The following is a 21,348-nucleotide window of genomic DNA, read 5'->3' on the forward strand; positions in this document are numbered from 1 at the left end:
AATGCGCCGCCCCGCTCCCACGGGCGATCGGGCCCGATCTGTCGCGCGTGCGGCGTCGCCCGCGGTTTGGAAGGATCGCTCGACCCCGCGCGGCGGTCCACTTGTTAAGATCGGCCGACCTGAAACCCTTACGGAGACACCCGATGAGCGACCTCACCGCGCAATTCGACCAGGCCCAGATCGACGTCAAGCAACTGACCGAACGGCCGGGCAACCTGACCCTGCTGCGCCTGTATGCGCTCTTCAAGCAGGCGACCGACGGCGATGCGCACGGCGACAAGCCCGGCTTCACCGACATCGTCGGCAAATACAAGTACGATGCCTGGGAAGCCCTGAAGGGCACGTCGCAGGATGCGGCGAAGCAACAGTACGTCGAACTCGTCGAATCGCTGAAAAACGGCACGGCGTCCTGACCGAATCACGGTCATCGCAATAGGCAATCAAATCAGTGGCGCAGCGCAGCAAATTTCTTTATAATGCTGCCTGCGTCATCTCCCGCGCTCGGCTCGCAAGCCGTTCCGGCCCGACGCCTCGTAGCGTTAAGCTCCAATCCGGTTTAGAACCTGTCCCCTCCTGCTTCGACCCTTGCGGTCGTCAACTAGGCTGGCGGCCCCGCTCCTGAAGCGCGCCGCACCCAAAACAGCTTCTAATGCCTCATCCGCCGACGGTTCGGCGGATTGCACCCGTTTCCCGATTTGCTCGCTGAATCCGACGACTTGGGTATGCGCGATTGGCGCCGACGTTTCACCCACTGTGTTTCAAGGATTGTTATGACTTCGAGCATCAACACCAGCCCGCTCAACGCGATCGCCGACCAGGCGCTCGGTCTCGACGCCGCCGCCGCACCGGCCGCGATCGAACCGGCGTCGGACGAGCCGAGCTTCGCGTCGCTCGGGCTGTCGCCGGAGATCGTCTCCGCGCTGCAGGCCGCCGGCTACGTGAAGCCGACGCCGGTCCAGCAGCGCGCGATTCCGGCCGGCATCGCCGGCCGCGACCTGCTGGTGTCGAGCCCGACCGGTTCGGGCAAGACGGCCGCATTCATGCTGCCCGCGATCGAACGTTTCGCGCAGCTCCAGAAGACGCAGGCGCAGCAACCGCGCGCGCCGCGTGAACCGAACCAGGGCGATCGCCGCGCGCGCCGCCCGCAACCCGTCGCGCGCCCGGGCCTGCTCGTGCTGACGCCGACCCGCGAACTCGCGATGCAGGTCACGACGGCCGCGTCGACGTACGGCAAGCACCTGAAGCGCCTGCGCACGGTCAGCATCCTCGGCGGCGTCGCCTATGGCCAGCAGCTGATGCTGCTCGCGAAGAACCCGGAAATCCTGGTTGCCACGCCGGGCCGCCTGCTCGACCACCTCGAGCGCGGCCGCATCGACCTGTCGGAACTGAAGATGCTGGTGCTCGACGAAGCCGACCGCATGCTCGACATGGGCTTCATCGAAGACATCGAAACGATCGTCGCCGCCACGCCGGAATCGCGCCAGACGATGCTGTTCTCGGCCACGCTCGACGGCAAGATCGGTTCGCTGACGAGCCGCCTGCTGAAGGATCCGGAACGCATCGAGATCCAGCAGCGCCTCGAATCGCGCGCGAACATCGCGCAGACCGTCCACTACGTCGACGACCGCGATCACAAGGATCGCTTGCTCGATCACCTGCTGCGCGACGACGCGCTCGACCAGGCGATCATCTTCACGGCGACCAAGATCGACGCCGACCAGCTCGCCGGCCGTCTCGCCGACGCAGGCTTCGAATCGGCCGCGCTGCACGGCGACCTGCCGCAGGGCGCGCGCAACCGCACGATCCGTGCGCTGCGCGAGCGCCGCGTGCGCGTGCTGGTGGCCACCGACGTCGCGGCACGCGGCATCGACATCCCGGGCATCACGCACGTGTTCAACTACGACCTGCCGAAGTTCGCGGAAGACTACGTGCACCGTATCGGCCGTACCGGCCGCGCAGGCCGTTCGGGTATCGCGGTGAGCCTCGTGCATCACGCCGAGCAAGGCGCGCTCAAGCGCATCGAGCGCTTCGTGCGCTCGCCGCTGCCGGTCAACGTGATCGAAGGCTTCGAGCCGCGCAAGGCGCCCCCGCGTAACGGCGGCACCGGCGGCCGCGGCCGTCCGGGCGGCGGTAACGGCGGTCGTCGTTTCGGCGGCAAGCCGGGCGGCGGTTATGGCGGCAGCGGCAACGGCCGCAGCTACGGCGGCGGCAATGGCGGCGGCTGGAGCGGCAAGCCCGGCGGCAGCCGCGACGGCGGCCCGCGTCGCGACGGCCAGCGCAGCGGCGGCCCGCGCCGCAGCAATTCGGCATCGTAAGCACACACGGGCGGCCGTCGGCCGCCCAGCGGATCGGCAACCCGCCCATCCAGCCGACCGGCGCATCCGCGCCGGTTTTTTTTCGTCCCTTCCGTATATTTCACAATACGGAAAAAATTTTTGTGTCGTAAAAAATCATGCTGCACGGCACAACCCACGCGATTGCAGGATAGGAAAATGCATTTCTTATCTCGAAACTACGCACGCAAGCCATTGATTCAAAACAATTAAAAAATTACGCACGTCACGAACCGGCCCCTGTTTCACTCCCGTCGATTTGCCTAGACTCTTATACAAGACTTCGCGAAACGGAACACACTGCTTCCCCGCTTCGCGAACAGCATCACCGTCAGATTCGGCAGGCATACATCGCATCAAGGAGCTCATCATGTCGCGTCAGCAACAGGCACAGGAACTGCAACAGCAATGGGAAACCGATCCGCGCTGGAAGGGCATCAAGCGCAGCTACTTGGCTGAGGACGTGGTCCGCCTGCGCGGCTCGGTCCCCATCGAACACACGCTGGCCAAGCGCGGTGCGGAAAAACTGTGGAGCCTCGTCAACAACGAGCCGTTCGTCAACGCACTCGGCGCGCTGACCGGCAACCAGGCCATGCAGCAGGTGAAGGCCGGCCTGAAGGCCATCTACCTGTCCGGCTGGCAAGTGGCCGGCGACGCCAACGTCGCGGGCGAAATGTACCCGGACCAGTCGCTGTATCCGGCGAACTCGGTGCCGCTCGTCGTGAAGCGCATCAACAACACCTTGACGCGCGCCGACCAGATCCAGTGGTCGGAAGGCAAGAACCCGGGCGACGAAGGCTACGTCGACTTCTTCGCGCCGATCGTCGCCGATGCGGAAGCCGGTTTCGGCGGCGTGCTCAACGCGTTCGAGCTGATGAAGGCGATGATCGAGGCAGGCGCATCGGGCGTTCACTTCGAGGACCAGCTCGCGTCGGTGAAGAAGTGCGGCCACATGGGCGGCAAGGTGCTCGTGCCGACGCGCGAAGCCGTCGCGAAGCTGTCGGCCGCGCGTCTCGCGGCCGACGTGATGGGCACGCCGACCGTGCTGATCGCGCGCACCGACGCGGAAGCGGCCGACCTGATCACGTCCGACGTCGACGACAACGACAAGCCGTTCCTGACGGGCGAGCGCACGGTGGAAGGCTTCTTCCGCACGAAGCCGGGCCTCGAGCAGGCGGTCTCGCGCGGCCTCGCGTATGCGCCGTACGCGGACCTGATCTGGTGCGAAACGGGCAAGCCGGATCTCGAGTACGCGAAGAAGTTTGCTGAAGCGATCCACAAGCAGTTCCCGGGCAAGCTGCTGTCGTACAACTGCTCGCCGTCGTTCAACTGGAAGAAGAACCTCGACGACGCGACGATCGCGAAGTTCCAGAAGGAACTCGGCGCGATGGGCTACAAGTTCCAGTTCATCACGCTGGCCGGCTTCCATGCGCTGAACTACTCGATGTTCAACCTCGCGCACGGCTATGCCCGCACGCAGATGAGCGCGTTCGTCGAACTGCAGCAGGCCGAGTTCGCGGCCGCCGACAAGGGCTTCACGGCCGTCAAGCATCAGCGCGAGGTCGGTACGGGCTACTTCGACGCGGTCACGCAGACGGTCGAACGGGAAGCGTCGACGACCGCGCTGCACGGGTCGACCGAGGACGAACAGTTCTTCGACGGCAAGAAGGTCGCGTAACGCGCGCAGGCGCTACGCCGACGCCCGCCGCGTCTCGCGACGCCGCGGCGTCGGCCACCGGAACAACAATCAGGGAGGAGACGGCAGGCGCGCGAGTCCCATCGCGCGACCGGCCGCGCGGCCTGCGGGCCGCCAGCAACGATGCGCGCCGGCTTGGTCCGGCGCGCCCTTTTTCCGCGGTGCAGCCGCCCGGCCACGGCCGGCGCTGCCCTACCGATAGACGATCACCGGAATTTTCGTATGGGTCAGCACGCGCTGCGTCTCGCTGCCGATCAGCAGGCTGCCGAGCCCGCGGCGTCCGTGGGACGCCATGAAGATCACGTCGCACCCGCCGCGTTCGGCCGCCTCGATGATGCCGAGATACGGCGACGGATGCACGCTCGTCCACGTGTCGCACGCGACCCCGGCCGCCTTCGCGGCCGCTTCCACCTCGTCGAGATGCGCACGCGCCTCGCGCTCGCTGCGCGCGCGGAAATCCGCGGGCGGCTCGATGATCACTTCGGAAAACGGCGAGTACGGGTATTGCGGCAGGCACGCGTAGGCCGTCACGCGCGCGCCGACCGCGCGAGCCAGGTCGATCGCACCGTCGATCGCCTTTTGCGACAGTTCGGAACCGTCGGTTGGAACGAGGATGTGCCGGAACATCGCGCCCTCCTTCGTCGATTGCACGCCACGCGCCGCGGCGCCGGCCGCGACACGGCGCGCATGCCTCTTACGATTGTAGTGCGCGAAACCGCGCACGCCGCGCCGCCAGCGGGTTCGCCCTCATATCGGAAACACGCGGGCGCGTGTCGCCTACCCGCCCCAATAGCCGGGCCGCTCGTACGTATGCTTCAGGTAATCGAGAAACAGGCGCACGCGCAACGGCAGATGCCGGCGCTGCGGAAACACCGCATGGATGCCGATCGGCGGCGCGGCGAATGCATCGAGCACGCTGACGAGCCGGCCGGCCGCGATGTCCTCGCCGACTTCCCACCACGAGCGCCACGCCAGGCCATGGCCGGCGAGGCACCACTCGTGCAGCACCGCGCCGTCCGAGCATTCCATCGTGCCGTTCACGCGGATCGACACGACCTTGCCGTCTTCCTGGAACGTCCAGCCGCGCTGCTGGTTCGCGTTCGCCGCGAGCGCGAGGCAGTTGTGCCGCGCCAGTTCCGCGAGCGTGACCGGCATGCCGCGCCGCTCGAGATACGCGGGAGACGCGACGCACACGCGGCGATTCTCGCCGAGCTTCAGCGATACCAGCGACGAGTCGGGCAGCTCGCCGAGCCGCACCGCGCAATCGAATCCTTCGTTGACGAGATCGACCATCCGGTCGGACAGGTCGAGCGTGACCGACACGTCCGGGTGCGCGCCGCTGAATTCGGGCACGAGCGGCGCGACGTGCCGCCGGCCGAAGCCGGCCGGCGCGGAAATGCGCAGGTGGCCGCTGGCCTTCACGCCGCCGGCGGACACGCTCGCTTCCGCGTTCTGCATGTCGTTGATGATGCGCTGGCAATCCTCGAGGAACGCCGAACCCTCGAACGTCAGCGTGAGCTTGCGCGTCGTGCGCACCAGGAGCTTGACGCCGAGCCGCTCCTCGAGCGCGTCGAGGCGGCGGCCGATGATCGCCGGCGCGACCCCTTCCGCATGCGCGGCAGCCGACAGGCTGCCTTTTGCCGCGACCGCGGCGAACGTTTCGATCTGTTTGAACCGGTCCATGACGCTCGCGAGAGGACGGCATCACCGCCCTTCAAATAGCTTGAGCCGCTCAGATTAGGTATATGAAAGTAAAAGATCAAGTGATGTTTAGCGTATTTTTTAGCATCTTCTATCACGAATACAATCGACCCGACCTCTGAAACTGGAGCGCAAGGCTATGTCGGCCACAACGACACTCTCCTCTCCCGACGCCATTCTCTTCGACGCATTCGGCACGTTGTTCGACGTGCGTGCCGTGCTGGCCGCGGCAGAGCAGATGTTCCCCGGACACGGGGAACGGTTGTCGCAGCTGTGGCGACGCAAGCAGATCGAATACTCGCAGCTGCGCACGCTCGCCGATCCGGCCGGCGCGCACTACCGCCCGTTCCGGGACATCACGCTCGATGCGCTGCGGTTCGCCGCGCGCCGGCTCGGGCTCGCGCTGAACGGCGCGGCCGAGAAGCGGCTGATGGACGAATACGCATGCCTGTCCACCTATCCCGACACGGTGCCCGCGCTGCGCAAGCTGCGCGCGCTCGACCCGCGCCCGCCGCTCGCGATCCTGTCGAACGGCACCCCGCAGATGCTCGACATCGCGATCAAGAGCGCGGGCATGTCCGGCCTGTTCGATCGCGTGCTGTCGGCCGACACCGTGCGCGCGTACAAGCCGAGTCCGGCCGCCTATGCGCTCGGCACCGCCGCGTTCGGGGCGAACCCGCGCGACATCGTGTTCGTGTCGTCGAACGCGTGGGACGTCGCCGGCGCGACCTGGTTCGGCTACACGACGTTCTGGCTCAACCGCACGGGCGCGCCCGCCGAGGAACTCGGCGCGCCGCCCGACGGCACCGGTACCGGCATGGCCGACCTGCTCGCCTTCCTCGCCACACCCGCCCCGGCTCCGTCCGGCAGACCCGCGAACCGCACGCGCCCCAGCCCGGGTGCATGACGCTCGCGGATGCCGCCTTCCCCCTTCACCGAAACCGCAACTGACCGACCAAGGAGATGAGACTCATGAGCACCCCGATCACGCTGCCGCAAGGCATGACGATCACCGGCGAAATCAAGCCGGGTTACGAAGCGATCCTGACGCCCGACGCGCTGGCACTCGTCGCGGCGCTGCACCGCACGTTCGAATCGCGTCGCCAGGCGCTGCTGCAGGCCCGCGTCGAGCGCACGAAGCGCCTCGACGCGGGCGAACGCCCTGATTTCCTCGCCGAGACGAAGGCGATCCGCGAAGGCGACTGGAAGGTCGCGCCGCTGCCGGCCGACCTGCAATGCCGCCGCGTCGAGATCACGGGCCCCGTCGAGCGCAAGATGATCATCAACGCGCTGAACTCGGGCGCCGATTCGTACATGACGGACTTCGAGGATTCGAACGCGCCGAGCTGGACGAACCAGATCGACGGCCAGATCAACCTGAAGGACGCGGTGCGCCGCACGATCTCGCTCGAACAGAACGGCAAGTCGTACAAGCTGAACGACAAGGTCGCGACGCTGATCGTGCGCCCGCGCGGCTGGCACCTCGACGAGAAGCATGTGACGGTCGACGGCCAGCGCGTGTCCGGCGGCATCTTCGATTTCGCGCTGTTCCTGTTCCACAACGCGAAGGAACTGCTCGCGCGCGGCTCGGGCCCGTACTTCTACCTGCCGAAGATGGAAAGCCATCTCGAGGCGCGCCTGTGGAACGACATCTTCGTCGCCGCGCAGGAAGCGGTCGGCGTGCCGCGCGGCACGATCCGCGCGACGGTGCTGATCGAGACGATCCTCGCCGCGTTCGAGATGGACGAGATCCTGTACGAGCTGCGCGAGCACAGCTCGGGCCTGAACGCCGGCCGCTGGGACTACATCTTCTCGGCGATCAAGAAGTTCAAGAACGACCGCGACTTCTGCCTGGCCGACCGTTCGAAGATCACGATGACGGTGCCGTTCATGCGTGCATACGCACTGCTGCTGCTGAAGACCTGCCACAAGCGCAACGCGCCGGCGATCGGCGGGATGAGCGCGCTGATTCCGATCAAGAACGATCCGGAAGCGAACGACAAGGCGATGGGCGGCGTGCGCTCGGACAAGCAGCGCGACGCGACCGACGGCTACGACGGCGGCTGGGTCGCGCACCCGGGCCTCGTGCCGATCGCGATGGAGGAATTCGTCAAGGTGCTCGGCGACAAGCCGAACCAGATCGCGAAGCAGCGCGACGACGTGCAGGTCGAAGCGAAAAACCTGCTCGACTTCCAGCCGGAAGCGCCGATCACCGAAGCCGGCCTGCGCAACAACATCAACGTCGGGATCCACTACCTCGGCGCGTGGCTCGACGGCAACGGCTGCGTGCCGATCCACAACCTGATGGAAGACGCGGCGACGGCCGAGATTTCCCGTTCGCAGGTGTGGCAATGGATCCGCTCGCCGAAGGGCGTGCTCGACGACGGCCGCAAGGTCACGGCCGAGCTCGTGCGCGAATTCGCGAAGATCGAGCTCGACAACGTGAAGCGCGCGGTCGGCGGTAACACGCAGCCGTACGAACGCGCCGCGGCGATCTTCGAGCAGATGTCGACGTCGGAAGGCTTCACCGAATTCCTGACGCTGCCGCTGTACGAGGAAATCTGACGGCACGTCCGTTGCGATCGGCGGCCGGCCCCACGCCGCACCGCCGGCCGCATGGAGGACGGCATGAAAGAAGCGCCCCGCGGGGCGCTTCCTTTTTGTGGCGATGCCAGCCGCCGCCGGCAGGCACGCTCAGGCCGCGGCTTCCTGCTCGCGCCGGTGCTGGACCCAGTCGCCCGACGTGATGCGCGGGCGCCCGGCTGCCGCGTGCGCGGCGACCGGATAATACAGGCAGGCATACTGCCGGCCGCCGAGCTCGACCGTTACCTCCTGCGGCTTGAACAGCGAGTCGACGCCCGGATAGACGCGCTCGATCTCGTCGAGCACCGGGACGAGCCGCTCGTCGACCTCGTAGACGTCGCCCCACACCAGCGACTTGCCGGCCGTCCCGGCAATCATGCCCGGATACGTGCCGAAATCGTACAGCTCACCCGGCAGCGCGGCCGCGCCCAGCAGCGTCGGCGCGGCGATGCCGTGGCGGGCGGCCGCATGGCCGATGTCGTTGGCCTGTCCGGCTCTCAAGGTGCCGTAGACGAATACGTGGCGCATCGTGGTTCTCCTCTTCAATTCGTGTGTTGCCGTGTTTGCGTGCGATCGGTGCGCGATGGGCGCGATCTGGCGCACGCATCGATAGACCGCGATACCGGCCCGATGGTTCGAACGGTCGGCACGCGCGGCCGCGGCGCCGCTCCGGATTCGCCGATGCCCACACAAAATTCATTTGAACCCGGCATGATGACCCGACAAACCGCCGCACGCGCACGCGCTGCGCCTTCTAAAATGACGGCAACGCCGCCGCGCCGCCCGAACCGTTCATGAATCCGCCCGCTCCAGCCGACGTATCGAACCCGTACGAAGTCATCGACATCCCGCCGGAATTCGCGCCGACCGCCGTTCATCCGATGCGCGTGCGCGCACGGCAGGTCGATGCCGGCCACCGCATTCCGCTGCACACGCATGCGTGGGCGCAACTCGCATACGCATCGCGCGGCGTGCTGCGCGTGGCGACGACCGGCACGACCTGGATGGTGCCGCCGTCCCGCGCGATCTGGGTGCCGCCGCACGTGACGCACGAAGTCACGATCGTCGAAGAGGCCTACTTGCGCACGCTGTACATCGACGAATCGATCGTGCCGGGCGGCCTCGATGCGTGCCGCGTCGTCGAGGTGACGGGGCTGCTGCGCGAACTGATCGTCGCACTCGATGCGCGCGAGCTGAGCACCGCGCGCGAGCGCCTGCTGTGCGGGCTCGTGCTCGACGAACTGAGTCATGCCGAACCGTTGCCGCTCGCGGTACCGATGCCCGACGAGAAACGGTTGCGTCTTCTGTGCGAATCGGTACTCGCGCACCCCGCGCATGCGGAATCGCTCGAACACTGGGCGAGCGAGGTCGGCGCGAGCACGCGCACGATCTCGCGGCTCTTCAAGCAGGAACTCGGGGTGAGCTTTTCGCAGTGGCGTCAGCAGGCGCTGCTCGCGCGGGCGATCCCGCTGCTGAACCAGGGGCGCCCGCTGTCGCATATCGCGCGCGAACTCGGCTACCAGAGCCAGAGCGCGTTCTCGGCCATGTTCCGCCGGGCATTCGGCGAAAGCCCGCGTGCGTTCATGCTGCGCGGCTACGAACATCGAGGCCCGGAAGGCCGCGTCGCGGACGACGACGCGCGGGACGACGACGGCGCGATCGACACGGTGCGCTGATCCTCGCGCGCCAGCGCGCCGGGCCGTCAGACCGGCCGCACCATGTGGCGGATCGAGCCGAGTTGCGCGAGCCGCGGGCCGGTCACCTGGTAGCCCATGCGCAGGTACAAACGCGCGGCAGGGTTGTCGACGAACACGCGCAACTGCAGTTCGTGCAGCCCGCGCGCACGTGCCCAGCGATGCGACATCTCGAGCATGTAGGTGCCGGCGCCCTGCCCGCGATGGCCGGCCGCGATCTGCACGTCGCGGATATGCAGCGAATCGCCCTCCTCGGTCACGCGCAGCACGCCGATGCGCTCGCCGTCGGCCTCGAGGATGAAGTTTTCGGATTCGCGCCAGCTCGCATAGAACAGGTCGCTGCGCCATACGAGCCCATGGCGCTTGTAGTAGCCGCCCATGTTGCCGTGCGTCAACGCTTCGGCATACGGAAAATCATCGGGCTCCGCGGGCCGGAGCTGATACAGGAGTCGCAGGTCGGTCGGATCGAGCATCGCGCAGGAGTCGGAAACGCATCCCGCCACGATAGCGCAGTCGCGTACGGATGCAATCGCGAATTTCTCGTAGGGGCGCGGTGCTCGATGCAGCATGCGGGGTGAGGCATGAGCGGAAGGCGCAAGCGACGATGCAAATGAAAAAGCCCGCACGAGGCGGGCTTCTTCATTTTTTGGCGGAGCGGACGGGACTCGCCTACATCCTGCAGGCCGCGGCCGCGCGTGCACGCGCAGCCCTTCGAGTCCCGCCGGAAGCCGCGCAGGCGGCTTCCTCCGCTCCGCAGTCACGCGCCCGCCAGCGGGCGCAAAACCACAACGCACAAACAACAATGCCCGCACGAGGCGGGCATTGTTGTTTGTTTGGCGGAGCGGACGGGACTCGAACCCGCGACCCCCGGCGTGACAGGCCGGTATTCTAACCGACTGAACTACCGCTCCAGTCTTGCTGCTTGCCTGGCAGGCGTCGGTACCTCCTGCCGGCGCGTCGTTTGTTCGAACGACGCCGAAATCTGGCGTCCCCTAGGGGATTCGAACCCCTGTACTCACCGTGAAAGGGTGATGTCCTAGGCCTCTAGACGAAGGGGACAACGTACTGCTTACATCCTTAACGAGAAAGCCCGTTCAAAAAACGCTTTTGAACGGGCTTCGTTCTGGCGGAGCGGACGGGGCTCGAACCCGCGACCCCCGGCGTGACAGGCCGGTATTCTAACCAACTGAACTACCGCTCCAGCTTTCTGCACTACCGCCTGCAGGATCTCGTCACGTTCCTGCACGCGTTGCGGCACTTCCATGAAACGCCGCTGAATCTGGCGTCCCCTAGGGGATTCGAACCCCTGTACTCACCGTGAAAGGGTGATGTCCTAGGCCTCTAGACGAAGGGGACAACGTACTGCTTACATCTTTAATACAAAAGCCCGCTCAAAAACGTCTTGAACGGGCTTCGTTCTGGCGGAGCGGACGGGACTCGAACCCGCGACCCCCGGCGTGACAGGCCGGTATTCTAACCGACTGAACTACCGCTCCAGCTTTCTTACCCAACCTGCAGGACGTCGGTTACGTTCCTGCAAGCCTCGCGACACTTCTACGAAACGCCGCTTAATCTGGCGTCCCCTAGGGGATTCGAACCCCTGTACTCACCGTGAAAGGGTGATGTCCTAGGCCTCTAGACGAAGGGGACAAAATCTTTTCAGATTTGTCTGACTTTCGCTATTTACTTTCAGTCAACAGCGAAGGCCGAAATTCTAACTGCTTTGAATTATTTTGTGAAGCATTTATTACTACCGCTGCTTCGCCAATCAATTCGGTTTGTTCTGATGGTGGAGGTAAGCGGGATCGAACCGCTGACCTCTTGCATGCCATGCAAGCGCTCTCCCAGCTGAGCTATACCCCCTTGCAGAACAGAAATGAGATTATATGGACCTACTTTGATCTTGTAAATACCCTTTTTGCGATTCGTGCGAAATTTTTTGCGAAGCTGCCGCGCGCTCACGCGCAGACAGCTTCAATGACGCACGAACTCAGGCCAGCGCGGCCTCGATGCGCGACACCACGACGTCGCGCCCGAACAGCACGAGCACCGCGTCGATCGACGGCGTATGCGTCGTGCCCGCCACCAGCAGACGCACCGGCATCGCGAGCTGCGGCATCTTCAGCTTGTGCGCGGCGAGCGTCGCCTTCAGCGCGGCGGACACCGCCTCCTTCGTCCACTCGGCCGCCTTCAGCGCGGCGACGAGATCGGCCAGCGCCGGCCGTACCGCATCGGTCACGTGCTGCGCGAGCGCGTCCGCGTCGGGCGCCGGCACACGATAGAACATCGCCGCGCCTTCCGCGATCTCCTTGACCGTCGTCGCACGGTCCTTCATCAGGCCGACCACCGCATCGAGCGCCGGGCCCGTCGCGATCGCCGCGTCGTCGATGCCGAGCGCGTCGAGGAACGGCTTCGCGAGTTCCGCAAGGCGTGCGTTGTCCGCTTCCTTGATGTAGTGCGCGTTCAGCCAGCTCAGCTTGCTGTGGTCGTACTGCGCGGGCGACTTGCCGAGATGCTCGAGATCGAACCATTCGACGAATTGCTCGCGCGAGAAGATCTCCGCATCGCCGTGCGACCAGCCGAGACGCGCGAGATAGTTGACCACGGCTTCAGGCAGGAAGCCCGCATCGCGGTACGCCATCACGCTCATCGCGCCATGCCGCTTGCTCATCTTCTCGCCCTGCTCGTTCAGCACGGTCGGCAGGTGCGCATAGACGGGCGGCTCGCCGCCGAGCGCCTTCAGGATGTTGATCTGGCGCGGCGTGTTGTTCACATGGTCGTCGCCACGGATCACGTGCGTGATGCCCATGTCCATGTCGTCCACCACCACGCAGAAGTTGTAGATCGGCGTGCCGTCCGGGCGCGCGATCACGAGGTCGTCGAGTTCCTCGTTCGAGATCTCCACACGCCCCTTCACCGCGTCGTCCCACACGACCGTGCCCGTCAGCGGATTGCGAAAGCGCAGCACCGGCTTCACGCCGGCCGGCGGCTCCGGCAGCACCTTGCCGGGCTCCGGACGCCACGTACCGTCGTAGCGCGGCTTCAGGCCGGCCTCGCGCTGGCGTTCGCGCAGCGCGTCGAGTTCCTCGGCCGACATATAGCACGGATACGCGAGGCCCTTCTCGAGCATCTGCGCGAGCACTTCGCGATAGCGGTCCATCCGCTGCATCTGGTAGATCGGACCTTCGTCGAAGTCCAGCCCGAGCCATTGCATCCCTTCGAGGATCGCATCGACCGCTTCCTGCGACGAGCGCTCGACGTCGGTATCCTCGATGCGCAGCACGAACGTGCCTTTCATCTTGCGGGCGAACGCCCACGGATAGAGTGCGGAGCGGATGTTGCCGAGGTGGATGAAGCCGGTGGGACTCGGCGCGAAGCGGGTACGGACAGGACGGGTCATAAACGGTAACTCGAACGCCTGGGGCGCATGAATGATTCGACGCGGGACGGTGGCGGCAGCGTGGACAGCAACGGAGCCGGCGACGCCCGGAACGGGAAAGAAGCCGGAATTATACTCGCGCCGGACATCGCGCCAAGCGCGCCGCTTGCTTTATGATGTGCGCGCCGCGGCCGCCAGCCGGCGCCGCGCCGGCCGCACGGAACCCGCCGCGCGGCCTCGGAAACCATCGCAGCCGCGGGCCGCATGACCCGCCGCGCCAAGCCGCCGGAGAACCATTCGATGTCGTCCCCTCGCCTGTCGCGCCGCCGCTTCACGATCGCGTGCGCGTCCGCCAGCCTCGCCGCCTGTACGTCCTTCGGCGACAAGTCCCGCCCCGGCACGGCATTGCCGCAGGAGAAGCCGGTGAAGATCGGCATCGCGCTCGGCGGCGGCGCCGCGCGCGGCTTCTCGCACATCGGCGTGCTGAAGGCGCTCGAGGCGCGCGGCATCCCGATCGAGATCGTCGCCGGAACGAGCGCGGGCTCGGTGGTCGGCGCGCTCTACGCGTCGGGCATGAACGCGCTGCAGATCAACAAGATCGCCCTCGACATGGACCAGGCGTCGATCAGCGACTGGGCGTTGCCGTTCCGCTCGCGCGGCCTGCTGCAAGGCGTGGCGCTGCAGAATTTCCTGAACAAGACGCTCAACAACCGGCCGATCGAGAAGATGGCGAAACCGCTCGGCATCGTCGCGACGGACCTGCAAAGCGGCCAGCCGATCCTGTTCCAGCAAGGCAACACGGGGCTCGCGGTGCGCGCGTCGTGCAGCGTGCCGTCGGTGTTCGAGCCGGTGAGGATCGGCAGCCGCGAATATGTGGACGGCGGCCTCGTGAGCCCGGTGCCCGCATCGTTCGCGCGCAAGATGGGCGCGAGCTTCGTGATCGCGGTCGACATCTCGGCCCGGCCCGACGGCGCGGCGACCAACAACCCGATCGAGATGCTGCTGCAGACCTTCACGATCATGGGCCAGACGATCAAGACCTACGAACTCGACAAGTACGCGGACGTCGTGATTCGCCCGAACCTCGCGGCGATGGGCGGCAGCGACTTCAACCAGCGCAACGCGGCGATCCTCGCGGGCGAGGAAGCAGTCGCGCGCATCATGCCGGAACTGCAGCGCAAGCTCGCGGCGGCACGTGGCGTGACTGCCGCCGCATAACACGGCGGGCGGGAGGCCGCGGCACACGCGCCTGCCGGTGGCCGACGGAACGATTTCCGCCTCGTCCGTCGTCCGTGCCGGCCTCAAAACAAAAAACCCTGCCGCCTTCCGGTGACAGGGTTTTTTATTGTCCGGCCTGACCGACCGGCCAACGTCAGTTGCTGCCGTTCGCCGAATCGTCGCCGAGCGTCGCGCGCACGCGCTGACGCAGGTCTTCGGGCTTCATCGGGAATTCCGATTCGATCCGGCGCGCGCCGGTGAAACGCTTTTCCCAATAGCCGCTGTCGAGATCGTCGACGCGGACGGTGCTGCCCGTCGACGGCGAATGCACGAACTTGTTGTCGCCGATGTAGATGCCGACGTGCGAGAACGTGCGGCGCATCGTGTTGAAGAACACGAGATCGCCCGGCTTCAGGTTGCTCATGCTCACCTTTTCGCCGACACGGCTCATTTCTTCCGCGCGACGCGGCAGCGACATGCCGAGCGTGTCCTGGAACACGTAGCGCACGAAACCGCTGCAGTCGAGGCCCGAATCCGGCGAGTTGCCGCCCCAGCGATACCGCACGCCGATCATGTTCAGCGCGCCGACCACCACGTCGCCTGCCTTGCCCGCCATGCCGGCAAGGAACGACTTCGCGCCGCCGGACGGCTGCACGCTGGCCTGCTGGAGGGAGGAACCCGACCCGATCTGAGTCGAATTGGTGACATTCTGGTTAAAACTGCTGACTTCGTCGGCGAACGCGCCGGGAGCTGCTGCGAACAGGGCGCCGATGAATAGCCCGGCGATGGTGCGCGCGCATGCCTGGGTCAGGGATCGATGCTGCATTGGTCGATGGAATGTGCTTAAAAATCAGCTGATTGGCGGAAAATTTCGGTCGATACTAGCCAGCGCGTAATCGTTTGTCAAAACAAATTAAAAAATACAATCGAGATGGTCAGACCATTGGACGCCTATCACGCTTTCCAGACCGCTTTCAACAGCTTTTGTGTGTAAGGATGTGACGGTCTCGTGAAGACGTCGGCCACCTCCCCCGACTCGACGACGGCGCCGTCCTGCATCACCGCGACGCGGTGCGCCATCGCGCCGATCACCTCCAGGTCGTGGCTGATGAAGACGTAGCCGAGGTTGTATTTCTGTTGCAAATTCGCGAGCAGCTTCAGCACCTGCTGCTGGATCGACACGTCGAGCGCCGAGGTCGGCTCGTCGAGGATCAGGATGCGCGGCTCCAGCACCAGCGCGCGCGCGATCGCGATCCGCTGGCGCTGGCCGCCCGAGAATTCGTGCGGATAACGGTGCAGCACCGTGCGGTCGAGGCCGACTTCGCGCAGCACCGCGAGCGATTTCGCGCGGCGCGCATCGGGCGTCATGTCCGGGCGGTGCAGCTCGAGCCCCTCGCCGACGATCCGCTCGATCGTGTGACGCGGCGAAAGCGAACTGAACGGATCCTGAAAGACCACCTGCATGTTCGAGCGCAGCGCGGTCTGCTCGCGGCCGCGATAGGTCGACAGCGCGCGTCCCTGGAATTCGATCTCGCCGCCGGCCGTCTTCTGCAGCCCGAGCAGCGCCATCGCAAGCGTCGACTTCCCCGATCCCGATTCGCCGACGATCCCGAGCGTTTCGCCCTGCCGCACCGACACCGACACGTCGGCCACGGCCGTCACCGGCACCGTGCCGAACCAACCCGCGAAGCCCGGCCGCTTGCGCGCGAACTGCACGCTCACGTGGCGCGCGTCGAGCACGACGGGCGCGATCGGCATCACCGGCGTGACCGCCCGCTGCGGCCGGCTGTTCAGCAGCCGCTGCGTATACGGATGCTCGGGCGCCGCGAAGATCCGCTCGACGGGCCCGCTCTCGACCAGCCGGCCGTGCTCCATCACCGCGACGCGCTGCGCGAAGTGCCGCACGAGATTCAGGTCGTGCGTGATCAGCAGGATCGCCATCCCGCGCTTTTCCGCTTCCTCGCGCTGCAGTTCCAGCAGCAGATCGACGATCTGCGCGCGGATCGTCACGTCGAGCGCGGTGGTCGGCTCGTCGGCGAGCAGCAGGCGCGGCCGGCACGCGAGCGCCATCGCGATCATCGCGCGCTGCCGCTGGCCGCCCGACAACTGGTGCGGGTAGCTGTCGACGCGCTTGTCCGGCTCCGCGATGCCGGTGCGCGCGAGCAGCGCGATCGCCCGCTTGCGCGCCTCCACGGCCGATACGCCGTCGTGCAGCACGATCGTCTCGCCGATCTGCACGCCGATCGTATACAGCGGATTGAGCGCCGTCATCGGCTCCTGGAAGATCATCGCGATGTCCGAGCCGCGCAGCCCGCGCATCTCGCGCTCGCTCCTGGCCGCCAGATCCTGCCCCGCGAAGCGGATCGCGCCCGTGACCTCGGCGTCGCGCAGCAACCGCAGGATCGACAGCGCGGTCACGCTCTTGCCGGACCCCGACTCGCCGACGAGCGCGACGCGCTCGCCGCGCCCGATCGCGAGCGTCACGTCGTCGACCGCGACCGTGTCGCCGAAACGGACGTGCAGACGCTCGAGCGACAGCAGCGGCTCGTGTTGCGTCGATACGGTCGACTCGCTCATCGCTGCCCTCCCGCCGCGCGCACCGAATCGGCGATCCGCGTGTCGAGCGCGTTGCGCAGCGCATCGCCCATGAAGGTCAGCAGCAGCAGCGTCGCGACCAGCACGCCGAACGTCGACAGCGAGATCCACCACGCATCGAGATTGCCCTTGCCCTGCGCGAGCAGCTCGCCCAGGCTCGGCGTCGGCGGCGGTACGCCGAGGCCGAGGAAATCGAGGCTGGTGAGCGCGAGGATCGAGCCGCTCATCCGGAACGGCAGGAACGTGATCACCGGCGTCAGACTGTTCGGCAGCACGTGGCGCCAGATGATCTGCCAGTTCGTCAGCCCCATCGCGCGGGCCGCGCGCACGTAGTCCTGCGTGCGGTTGCGCAGGAATTCCGCGCGCACGTAGTCGGCGAGCCCGATCCAGCCGAACAGCGACAGCAGCACGATCAGCAGCAGGAAGCTCGGCTCGAAGATCGACGCGAAGATGATCAGCAGGTACAGCTCCGGCAGCGAGTTCCAGATCTCGATCAGCCGCTGCCCGACGATGTCGATGCGCCCGCCGAAGAAGCCCTGCACCGCGCCCGCGGCGATCCCGAGCAGCGTGCCGATCGCGGTCAGGATCAGCCCGAACTCGACCGACACGCGGAACCCGTACACGAGCCGCGCGAGCAGGTCGCGGCCCTGCGCATCGGTGCCGAGCCAGTTCTCGCGCGACGGCGGCGCCGGATTCGGCACGTTCGAGAAGTAGTTCAGCGTGTCGTAGTAATAGCGGTTCGGCGGATAGACGACGAAGTTGCCGGGCGCCTCGAGCCGCTTGCGCACGTACGGATCGAGATAGTCGGCCGGCGTCGGGAAATCGCCGCCGAAGGTCGTCTCCGGGTACGCATGGAACATCGGGAAATAGGTCTGGCCGTCGTAGCGCACGACGAGCGGCTTGTCGTTCGACCACAGCGGCGCCGCAAGGCTCGCGGCAAAGGCCACGACGAAGATCACGAAGCTCCAGTAGCCGAGGCGCTGCTGCCTGAAGCGCTGCCACACGCGGCGCGCGGGCGACGGCGACACGCGCGCGCGCGCGGCATCGATGCGGGGGGATGCGACGGCCCGGTTCATCGCGCGCCTCGCCCGATGACGCCGGGCATGCGAACGGCTCGTTTCATGTCAGCGCTCCAGGTTGTCGAATTGAATGCGCGGATCGACCCACACATAGCAAAGATCGGAGATCAGCTTGGTCGCGAGCCCGATCAGCGTGAACAGGTACAGCGTGCCGAGCACGACCGGGTAATCGCGCCGCACGACCGACTCGTACGACAGCAGGCCCAGGCCGTCGAGCGAGAACAGCGTCTCGATCAGCAGGCTGCCGGTGAAGAACGCGCCGATGAACGCGGCCGGAAAGCCGACGATCAGCGGCAGCATCGCATTGCGGAACACGTGCTTCCACAGCACGCTGCGCTCGGAGAGCCCCTTCGCGCGCGCGGTCAGCACGTATTGCCGGCGGATCTGGTCGAGGAACGCGTTCTTCGTGAGCATCGTGACGACCGCGAAGCTGCCGACGACCGACGCGGTGATCGGCAGCGCGATGTGCCACAGGTAGTCGAGCACCTTGCCGGCGAGCGACAACTGCGCGAAGTTGTCCGACGTGAGGCCGCGCAGCGGAAAGAGCTGCCAGAACGAGCCGCCGCCGAACAGCACGAGCAGCAGCACGCCGAGCACGAAGCCCGGAATCGCGTACCCGACGAGCACGACGAGGCTCGTCGCGACGTCGAACGGCGAACCGTTGCGCACGGCCTTCGCGATGCCGAGCGGCACCGAGATCAGGTACGTGAGGAAGAACGTCCACAGCCCGATGCTGATCGACACGGGCAGCTTCTGCACGACCAGCGCCCACACGCTCTGGTGGCGGAAGTAGCTGTCGCCCAGATCGAAGCGCGCGAAGCGCTTCAGCATCAGCCAGTAGCGTTCGAGCGGCGGCTTGTCGAAGCCGTACAGCGCCTTCAGTTGCGCGAGCTGCTGCGCGTCGACGCCGGTGTGCGCACGCATCCCGAACGGCGTCGCGCCCTGCTCCGTCGCGCCCTTGCGCAACTCCTGCACGGCCTGCTCGACCGGGCCGCCCGGCACGAACTGGATCACCGCGAACGTGAGCGTCAGCACGCCGACGAGCGTCGGGATCATCAGCAGCAGGCGTTTGAGGATGTAGCTCCACATAGGGCGTCGACTCGTGATCGGGTGGTGGGTTGGACGAAGGGCCGGCGCGGGTCAGTGATCGGGCTTCGCCCACCAGGTCGACACGACCCAGCCCTCGGCCGAATAGTACAGCGGCAGCGTCCGCGGATAGGCGAGCGTGCGCTTGTACGCGATGCGGTGCGTCGTGCTGTACCACTGCGGGACCGCGTAGTAGCCGTGCATCAGCACGCGGTCGAGCGCGTGCGTCGCGTCGAGCAGCTCCTCGCGCGTCTGCGCGGCGCCGAGCGCGTGCAGCAGCGCGTCGACGGCCGGCGATTTCAGCCCGATGAAGTTGTCGGAACCCGGCTCGTCGGCGAACTTGCTCGCGTAACGCGAGTATTGCTCGGCGCCCGGCACCTGCACGCCCGGCAGGCGGATCGTCGTCATGTCGTAGTCGAACGCATCGAGACGCTTTTGCAGCAGCGCGTAATCGGCCGTGCGAAACCGCACGTCGATGCCGAGCTTCGCCAGGTTGCGCTGGTAGGCCGTCACGATGCCCTCCATCGCGCCGCCCGCGTCGTCGAGGATCTCGAACGCGAACGGCTCGCCCTTCGCATTGCGCAGCGCGCCGTCGCGATAGGTCCAGCCGGCCTGCGCGAGCAGCGCGCGTGCCTTCAGCAGGTTCGCGCGCAGCGAGCCCGGCAGGTTCGTGTCCGGCTGCGTGACCATCGGGCCGAACACGGCCGGATCGAGCTGCGCGCGCAGCGGCTCCAGCAGCTTCAGCTCGCCTTCGCCAGGCGTACCGGTCGCCTGCAGGTCGGTATCGGCGAAATAACTGTTGAGGCGCGTGTACGCGCTGTAGAACAACTGGCGGTTCAGCCATTCGAAGTCGAACGCGAGGTCGAGCGCCTGGCGCACGCGCACGTCGCGGAACAGCGGCCGGCGCAGGTTCATGAAGAAGCCCTGCATGCCGGCGCCGTTATGCTGGCGGAATTCGCGCTTGATCAGTTCGCCGCTGTCGAAGCGCTTGCCGACGTCGCGCCGCGCCCAGTTGCGCGCGATGTACTCGACGAGCACGTCGTATTCGCCGGCCTTGAACGCCTCCAGCCGCGCGACGCCGTCGCCGTACAGCTTGTAGACGATCCGCTCGAAGTTGTGGGTGCCGACCCGCACCGGCAGGTCGGCGCCCCAGTACGCGGGGTTGCGCCGGTAGGTGATCGTGCGGCCGTTGTCGTAGCGCTCGATCACGTAAGGGCCGCTGCCGATCGGCTGCTCGAACGCGAGCTGGTCGAACGGGATGCGCGAGCCGTCCGCCCGCAGGCCCCATTTGCGCGAGAACACGGGCACGCCGCCGGCGATCAGCGGCAGCTCGCGATTCGCGCTGCGGAACTCGAAACGCACGATCGCCGGATCGACGACCACGGCCTTCGCGATCTCCGCGAAATACGCGCCGAACTGCGGCGCGGCCTGCTTGCTCTTCAGCGTATCGAACGAAAACTTGACGTCGTCCGCCGTGACGCGATCGCCGTTCGAGAAGCGTGCGCGCGGATTCAGGTGGAACGTGACCGAACGGCGGTCCGGCGCGACGTCGATGTCGTCGGCCAACAGCCCGTATGCGGACGCCGGTTCGTCGGAGCTGCCCGTCGTGAGACTCTCGAACAGCATGTCGATGCCGGGCGCGGCGTTGCCGCGCATCGTGAACGGATTGAACTTGTCGAACGACGTCAGCCGGTTCGGGTTCGCCAGCACCAGCGTGCCGCCCTTCGGCGCGTCGGGATTCACGTAGTCGAAATGCTTGAAGCCCGGCGGATACTTCGGCTCGCCGTACTGCGCAATCGCATAGGCCGCGTGCGCGGCCGGCGCGGCGAGCGCCGCGTGCAGCGCCAGCACCGCGGCCACGCGGCCGGCAGCCCGCAGCACGCCGAAGCGGGCGCGCGTGGCGGCGGCCCGGGGCGAACCCTTCGTCATAGAGGCCCTGTCGTCGAATGAGGGTAGTAACGTGGAGCGATTCTACCCATTCATC

General features: G+C 66.4%; 17 protein-coding genes and 7 tRNA genes. 7 read left to right on the forward strand and 17 right to left on the reverse strand.

Annotated features, from left to right (window positions below; all coding sequences use genetic code 11):
* The first annotated feature begins 143 nt into the window (after window positions 1-143).
* From CFB35_RS10565 to aceA, 3 genes are all read left to right on the forward strand, one after another.
* Window positions 144-413, forward strand: coding sequence for an acyl-CoA-binding protein (locus tag CFB35_RS10565; protein WP_011885170.1), 270 nt, complete (start codon window positions 144-146; stop codon window positions 411-413).
* A gap of 357 nt (window positions 414-770) precedes the next feature.
* The gene (locus CFB35_RS10570; protein ID WP_059573674.1) at window positions 771-2,315 is read left to right on the forward strand and encodes a DEAD/DEAH box helicase; all 1,545 of its coding nucleotides are present in this window, start codon (window positions 771-773) and stop codon (window positions 2,313-2,315) included.
* Between the two features lie 388 nt (window positions 2,316-2,703).
* Window positions 2,704-4,011 carry an isocitrate lyase gene (aceA, locus tag CFB35_RS10575; RefSeq protein WP_059645325.1) on the forward strand — a complete coding sequence of 436 codons (1,308 nt, stop codon included), beginning with the start codon at window positions 2,704-2,706 and terminating at the stop codon, window positions 4,009-4,011.
* Window positions 4,012-4,221: 210 nt separating this feature from the next.
* On the opposite strand, the gene CFB35_RS10580 is transcribed toward aceA, so the two are convergent.
* Complete coding sequence (locus CFB35_RS10580; protein WP_011549516.1) at window positions 4,222-4,656, reverse strand: universal stress protein; 435 nt, start codon at window positions 4,654-4,656, stop codon at window positions 4,222-4,224.
* A 150-nt stretch (window positions 4,657-4,806) separates the two neighbouring features.
* Window positions 4,807-5,712, reverse strand: coding sequence for a LysR family transcriptional regulator (locus tag CFB35_RS10585; RefSeq protein WP_089464927.1), 906 nt, complete (start codon window positions 5,710-5,712; stop codon window positions 4,807-4,809).
* 157 nt (window positions 5,713-5,869) lie between these two features.
* On the opposite strand from CFB35_RS10585, the gene CFB35_RS10590 reads away from it, so the two are divergent.
* Together CFB35_RS10590 and aceB are read left to right on the forward strand one after the other, a co-directional pair.
* Complete coding sequence (locus CFB35_RS10590; RefSeq protein WP_089464928.1) at window positions 5,870-6,637, forward strand: haloacid dehalogenase type II; 768 nt, start codon at window positions 5,870-5,872, stop codon at window positions 6,635-6,637.
* A 65-nt stretch (window positions 6,638-6,702) separates the two neighbouring features.
* Window positions 6,703-8,295: a malate synthase A gene (gene aceB / locus CFB35_RS10595; RefSeq protein WP_059573729.1), complete on the forward strand. Its 1,593-nt coding sequence runs from the start codon at window positions 6,703-6,705 to the stop codon at window positions 8,293-8,295.
* 129 nt (window positions 8,296-8,424) lie between these two features.
* Here the strand turns inward: aceB and CFB35_RS10600 are convergent, their stop codons facing one another.
* Complete coding sequence (locus CFB35_RS10600) at window positions 8,425-8,841, reverse strand: gamma-glutamylcyclotransferase (protein ID WP_059573728.1); 417 nt, start codon at window positions 8,839-8,841, stop codon at window positions 8,425-8,427.
* Between the two features lie 266 nt (window positions 8,842-9,107).
* Here CFB35_RS10600 and CFB35_RS10605 point away from each other — a divergent pair, with 266 nt between their 5' ends.
* On the forward strand, window positions 9,108-9,989 hold the full coding sequence (locus tag CFB35_RS10605; protein ID WP_089464929.1) for a helix-turn-helix domain-containing protein: 882 nt from the start codon (window positions 9,108-9,110) through the stop codon (window positions 9,987-9,989).
* Between the two features lie 26 nt (window positions 9,990-10,015).
* Here CFB35_RS10605 and CFB35_RS10610 read toward each other — a convergent pair whose 3' ends face one another.
* The 9 genes from CFB35_RS10610 to gltX form a co-directional block, all read right to left on the reverse strand.
* A complete protein-coding gene (locus CFB35_RS10610; protein ID WP_059573669.1) occupies window positions 10,016-10,480 on the reverse strand; it encodes a GNAT family N-acetyltransferase in 465 nt (154 codons plus the stop codon).
* 361 nt (window positions 10,481-10,841) lie between these two features.
* A tRNA-Asp gene (locus CFB35_RS10615) sits at window positions 10,842-10,918 on the reverse strand.
* Between the two features lie 72 nt (window positions 10,919-10,990).
* Window positions 10,991-11,066: transfer RNA gene (locus CFB35_RS10620), tRNA-Glu, on the reverse strand.
* A 65-nt stretch (window positions 11,067-11,131) separates the two neighbouring features.
* Window positions 11,132-11,208 (reverse strand) — tRNA-Asp (locus CFB35_RS10625).
* Window positions 11,209-11,287: 79 nt separating this feature from the next.
* Window positions 11,288-11,363, reverse strand: a tRNA-Glu gene (locus CFB35_RS10630).
* A 63-nt stretch (window positions 11,364-11,426) separates the two neighbouring features.
* Window positions 11,427-11,503: transfer RNA gene (locus CFB35_RS10635), tRNA-Asp, on the reverse strand.
* 78 nt (window positions 11,504-11,581) lie between these two features.
* Window positions 11,582-11,657: transfer RNA gene (locus CFB35_RS10640), tRNA-Glu, on the reverse strand.
* Between the two features lie 137 nt (window positions 11,658-11,794).
* Window positions 11,795-11,870 (reverse strand) — tRNA-Ala (locus tag CFB35_RS10645).
* Window positions 11,871-11,997: 127 nt separating this feature from the next.
* Window positions 11,998-13,407 (reverse strand): glutamate--tRNA ligase, encoded by a 1,410-nt coding sequence (gene gltX / locus CFB35_RS10650; RefSeq protein ID WP_059573668.1) that lies wholly within the window; start codon window positions 13,405-13,407, stop codon window positions 11,998-12,000.
* Between the two features lie 279 nt (window positions 13,408-13,686).
* On the opposite strand from gltX, the gene CFB35_RS10655 reads away from it, so the two are divergent.
* On the forward strand, window positions 13,687-14,604 hold the full coding sequence (locus CFB35_RS10655) for a patatin-like phospholipase family protein (protein WP_059573727.1): 918 nt from the start codon (window positions 13,687-13,689) through the stop codon (window positions 14,602-14,604).
* A gap of 154 nt (window positions 14,605-14,758) precedes the next feature.
* On the opposite strand, the gene CFB35_RS10660 is transcribed toward CFB35_RS10655, so the two are convergent.
* The 5 genes from CFB35_RS10660 to CFB35_RS10680 form a co-directional block, all read right to left on the reverse strand.
* On the reverse strand, window positions 14,759-15,430 hold the full coding sequence (locus CFB35_RS10660) for a C40 family peptidase (RefSeq protein WP_089464930.1): 672 nt from the start codon (window positions 15,428-15,430) through the stop codon (window positions 14,759-14,761).
* A 128-nt stretch (window positions 15,431-15,558) separates the two neighbouring features.
* On the reverse strand, window positions 15,559-17,181 hold the full coding sequence (locus CFB35_RS10665) for an ABC transporter ATP-binding protein (RefSeq protein WP_059573666.1): 1,623 nt from the start codon (window positions 17,179-17,181) through the stop codon (window positions 15,559-15,561).
* Window positions 17,178-18,275, reverse strand: coding sequence for an ABC transporter permease (locus CFB35_RS10670; RefSeq protein ID WP_089464931.1), 1,098 nt, complete (start codon window positions 18,273-18,275; stop codon window positions 17,178-17,180). The genes CFB35_RS10665 and CFB35_RS10670 overlap by 4 nt, the downstream gene beginning before the upstream one ends.
* Window positions 18,276-18,323: 48 nt before the next feature.
* Window positions 18,324-19,367: a microcin C ABC transporter permease YejB gene (locus CFB35_RS10675; RefSeq protein WP_059573664.1), complete on the reverse strand. Its 1,044-nt coding sequence runs from the start codon at window positions 19,365-19,367 to the stop codon at window positions 18,324-18,326.
* A 51-nt stretch (window positions 19,368-19,418) separates the two neighbouring features.
* Window positions 19,419-21,293, reverse strand: a complete 1,875-nt coding sequence (locus tag CFB35_RS10680) for an extracellular solute-binding protein (protein ID WP_089464932.1) — start codon at window positions 21,291-21,293, stop codon at window positions 19,419-19,421.
* Window positions 21,294-21,348 lie beyond the last annotated feature (55 nt).

The organism is Burkholderia sp. AU16482 (genome assembly GCF_002223285.1).
Lineage (GTDB): Bacteria > Pseudomonadota > Gammaproteobacteria > Burkholderiales > Burkholderiaceae > Burkholderia > Burkholderia semiarida.

What these genes read in the sequence shown, in the direction of transcription:
- CFB35_RS10590 (WP_089464928.1), top strand. Translation starts at nt 5,870, where the DNA reads ATGTCGGCCACAACGACACTCTCCTCTCCCGACGCCATTCTCTTCGAC.
- CFB35_RS10605 (WP_089464929.1), top strand. Translation starts at nt 9,108, where the DNA reads ATGAATCCGCCCGCTCCAGCCGACGTATCGAACCCGTACGAAGTCATC.
- aceA (WP_059645325.1), top strand. Translation starts at nt 2,704, where the DNA reads ATGTCGCGTCAGCAACAGGCACAGGAACTGCAACAGCAATGGGAAACC.
- CFB35_RS10610 (WP_059573669.1), bottom strand. Translation starts at nt 10,480, where the DNA reads ATGCTCGATCCGACCGACCTGCGACTCCTGTATCAGCTCCGGCCCGCG.
- CFB35_RS10600 (WP_059573728.1), bottom strand. Translation starts at nt 8,841, where the DNA reads ATGCGCCACGTATTCGTCTACGGCACCTTGAGAGCCGGACAGGCCAAC.
- CFB35_RS10565 (WP_011885170.1), top strand. Translation starts at nt 144, where the DNA reads ATGAGCGACCTCACCGCGCAATTCGACCAGGCCCAGATCGACGTCAAG.
- CFB35_RS10570 (WP_059573674.1), top strand. Translation starts at nt 771, where the DNA reads ATGACTTCGAGCATCAACACCAGCCCGCTCAACGCGATCGCCGACCAG.
- CFB35_RS10580 (WP_011549516.1), bottom strand. Translation starts at nt 4,656, where the DNA reads ATGTTCCGGCACATCCTCGTTCCAACCGACGGTTCCGAACTGTCGCAA.
- CFB35_RS10660 (WP_089464930.1), bottom strand. Translation starts at nt 15,430, where the DNA reads ATGCAGCATCGATCCCTGACCCAGGCATGCGCGCGCACCATCGCCGGG.
- CFB35_RS10655 (WP_059573727.1), top strand. Translation starts at nt 13,687, where the DNA reads ATGTCGTCCCCTCGCCTGTCGCGCCGCCGCTTCACGATCGCGTGCGCG.
- CFB35_RS10665 (WP_059573666.1), bottom strand. Translation starts at nt 17,181, where the DNA reads ATGAGCGAGTCGACCGTATCGACGCAACACGAGCCGCTGCTGTCGCTC.
- CFB35_RS10670 (WP_089464931.1), bottom strand. Translation starts at nt 18,275, where the DNA reads ATGAACCGGGCCGTCGCATCCCCCCGCATCGATGCCGCGCGCGCGCGC.
- gltX (WP_059573668.1), bottom strand. Translation starts at nt 13,407, where the DNA reads ATGACCCGTCCTGTCCGTACCCGCTTCGCGCCGAGTCCCACCGGCTTC.
- CFB35_RS10675 (WP_059573664.1), bottom strand. Translation starts at nt 19,367, where the DNA reads ATGTGGAGCTACATCCTCAAACGCCTGCTGCTGATGATCCCGACGCTC.
- CFB35_RS10585 (WP_089464927.1), bottom strand. Translation starts at nt 5,712, where the DNA reads ATGGACCGGTTCAAACAGATCGAAACGTTCGCCGCGGTCGCGGCAAAA.
- CFB35_RS10680 (WP_089464932.1), bottom strand. Translation starts at nt 21,293, where the DNA reads ATGACGAAGGGTTCGCCCCGGGCCGCCGCCACGCGCGCCCGCTTCGGC.
- aceB (WP_059573729.1), top strand. Translation starts at nt 6,703, where the DNA reads ATGAGCACCCCGATCACGCTGCCGCAAGGCATGACGATCACCGGCGAA.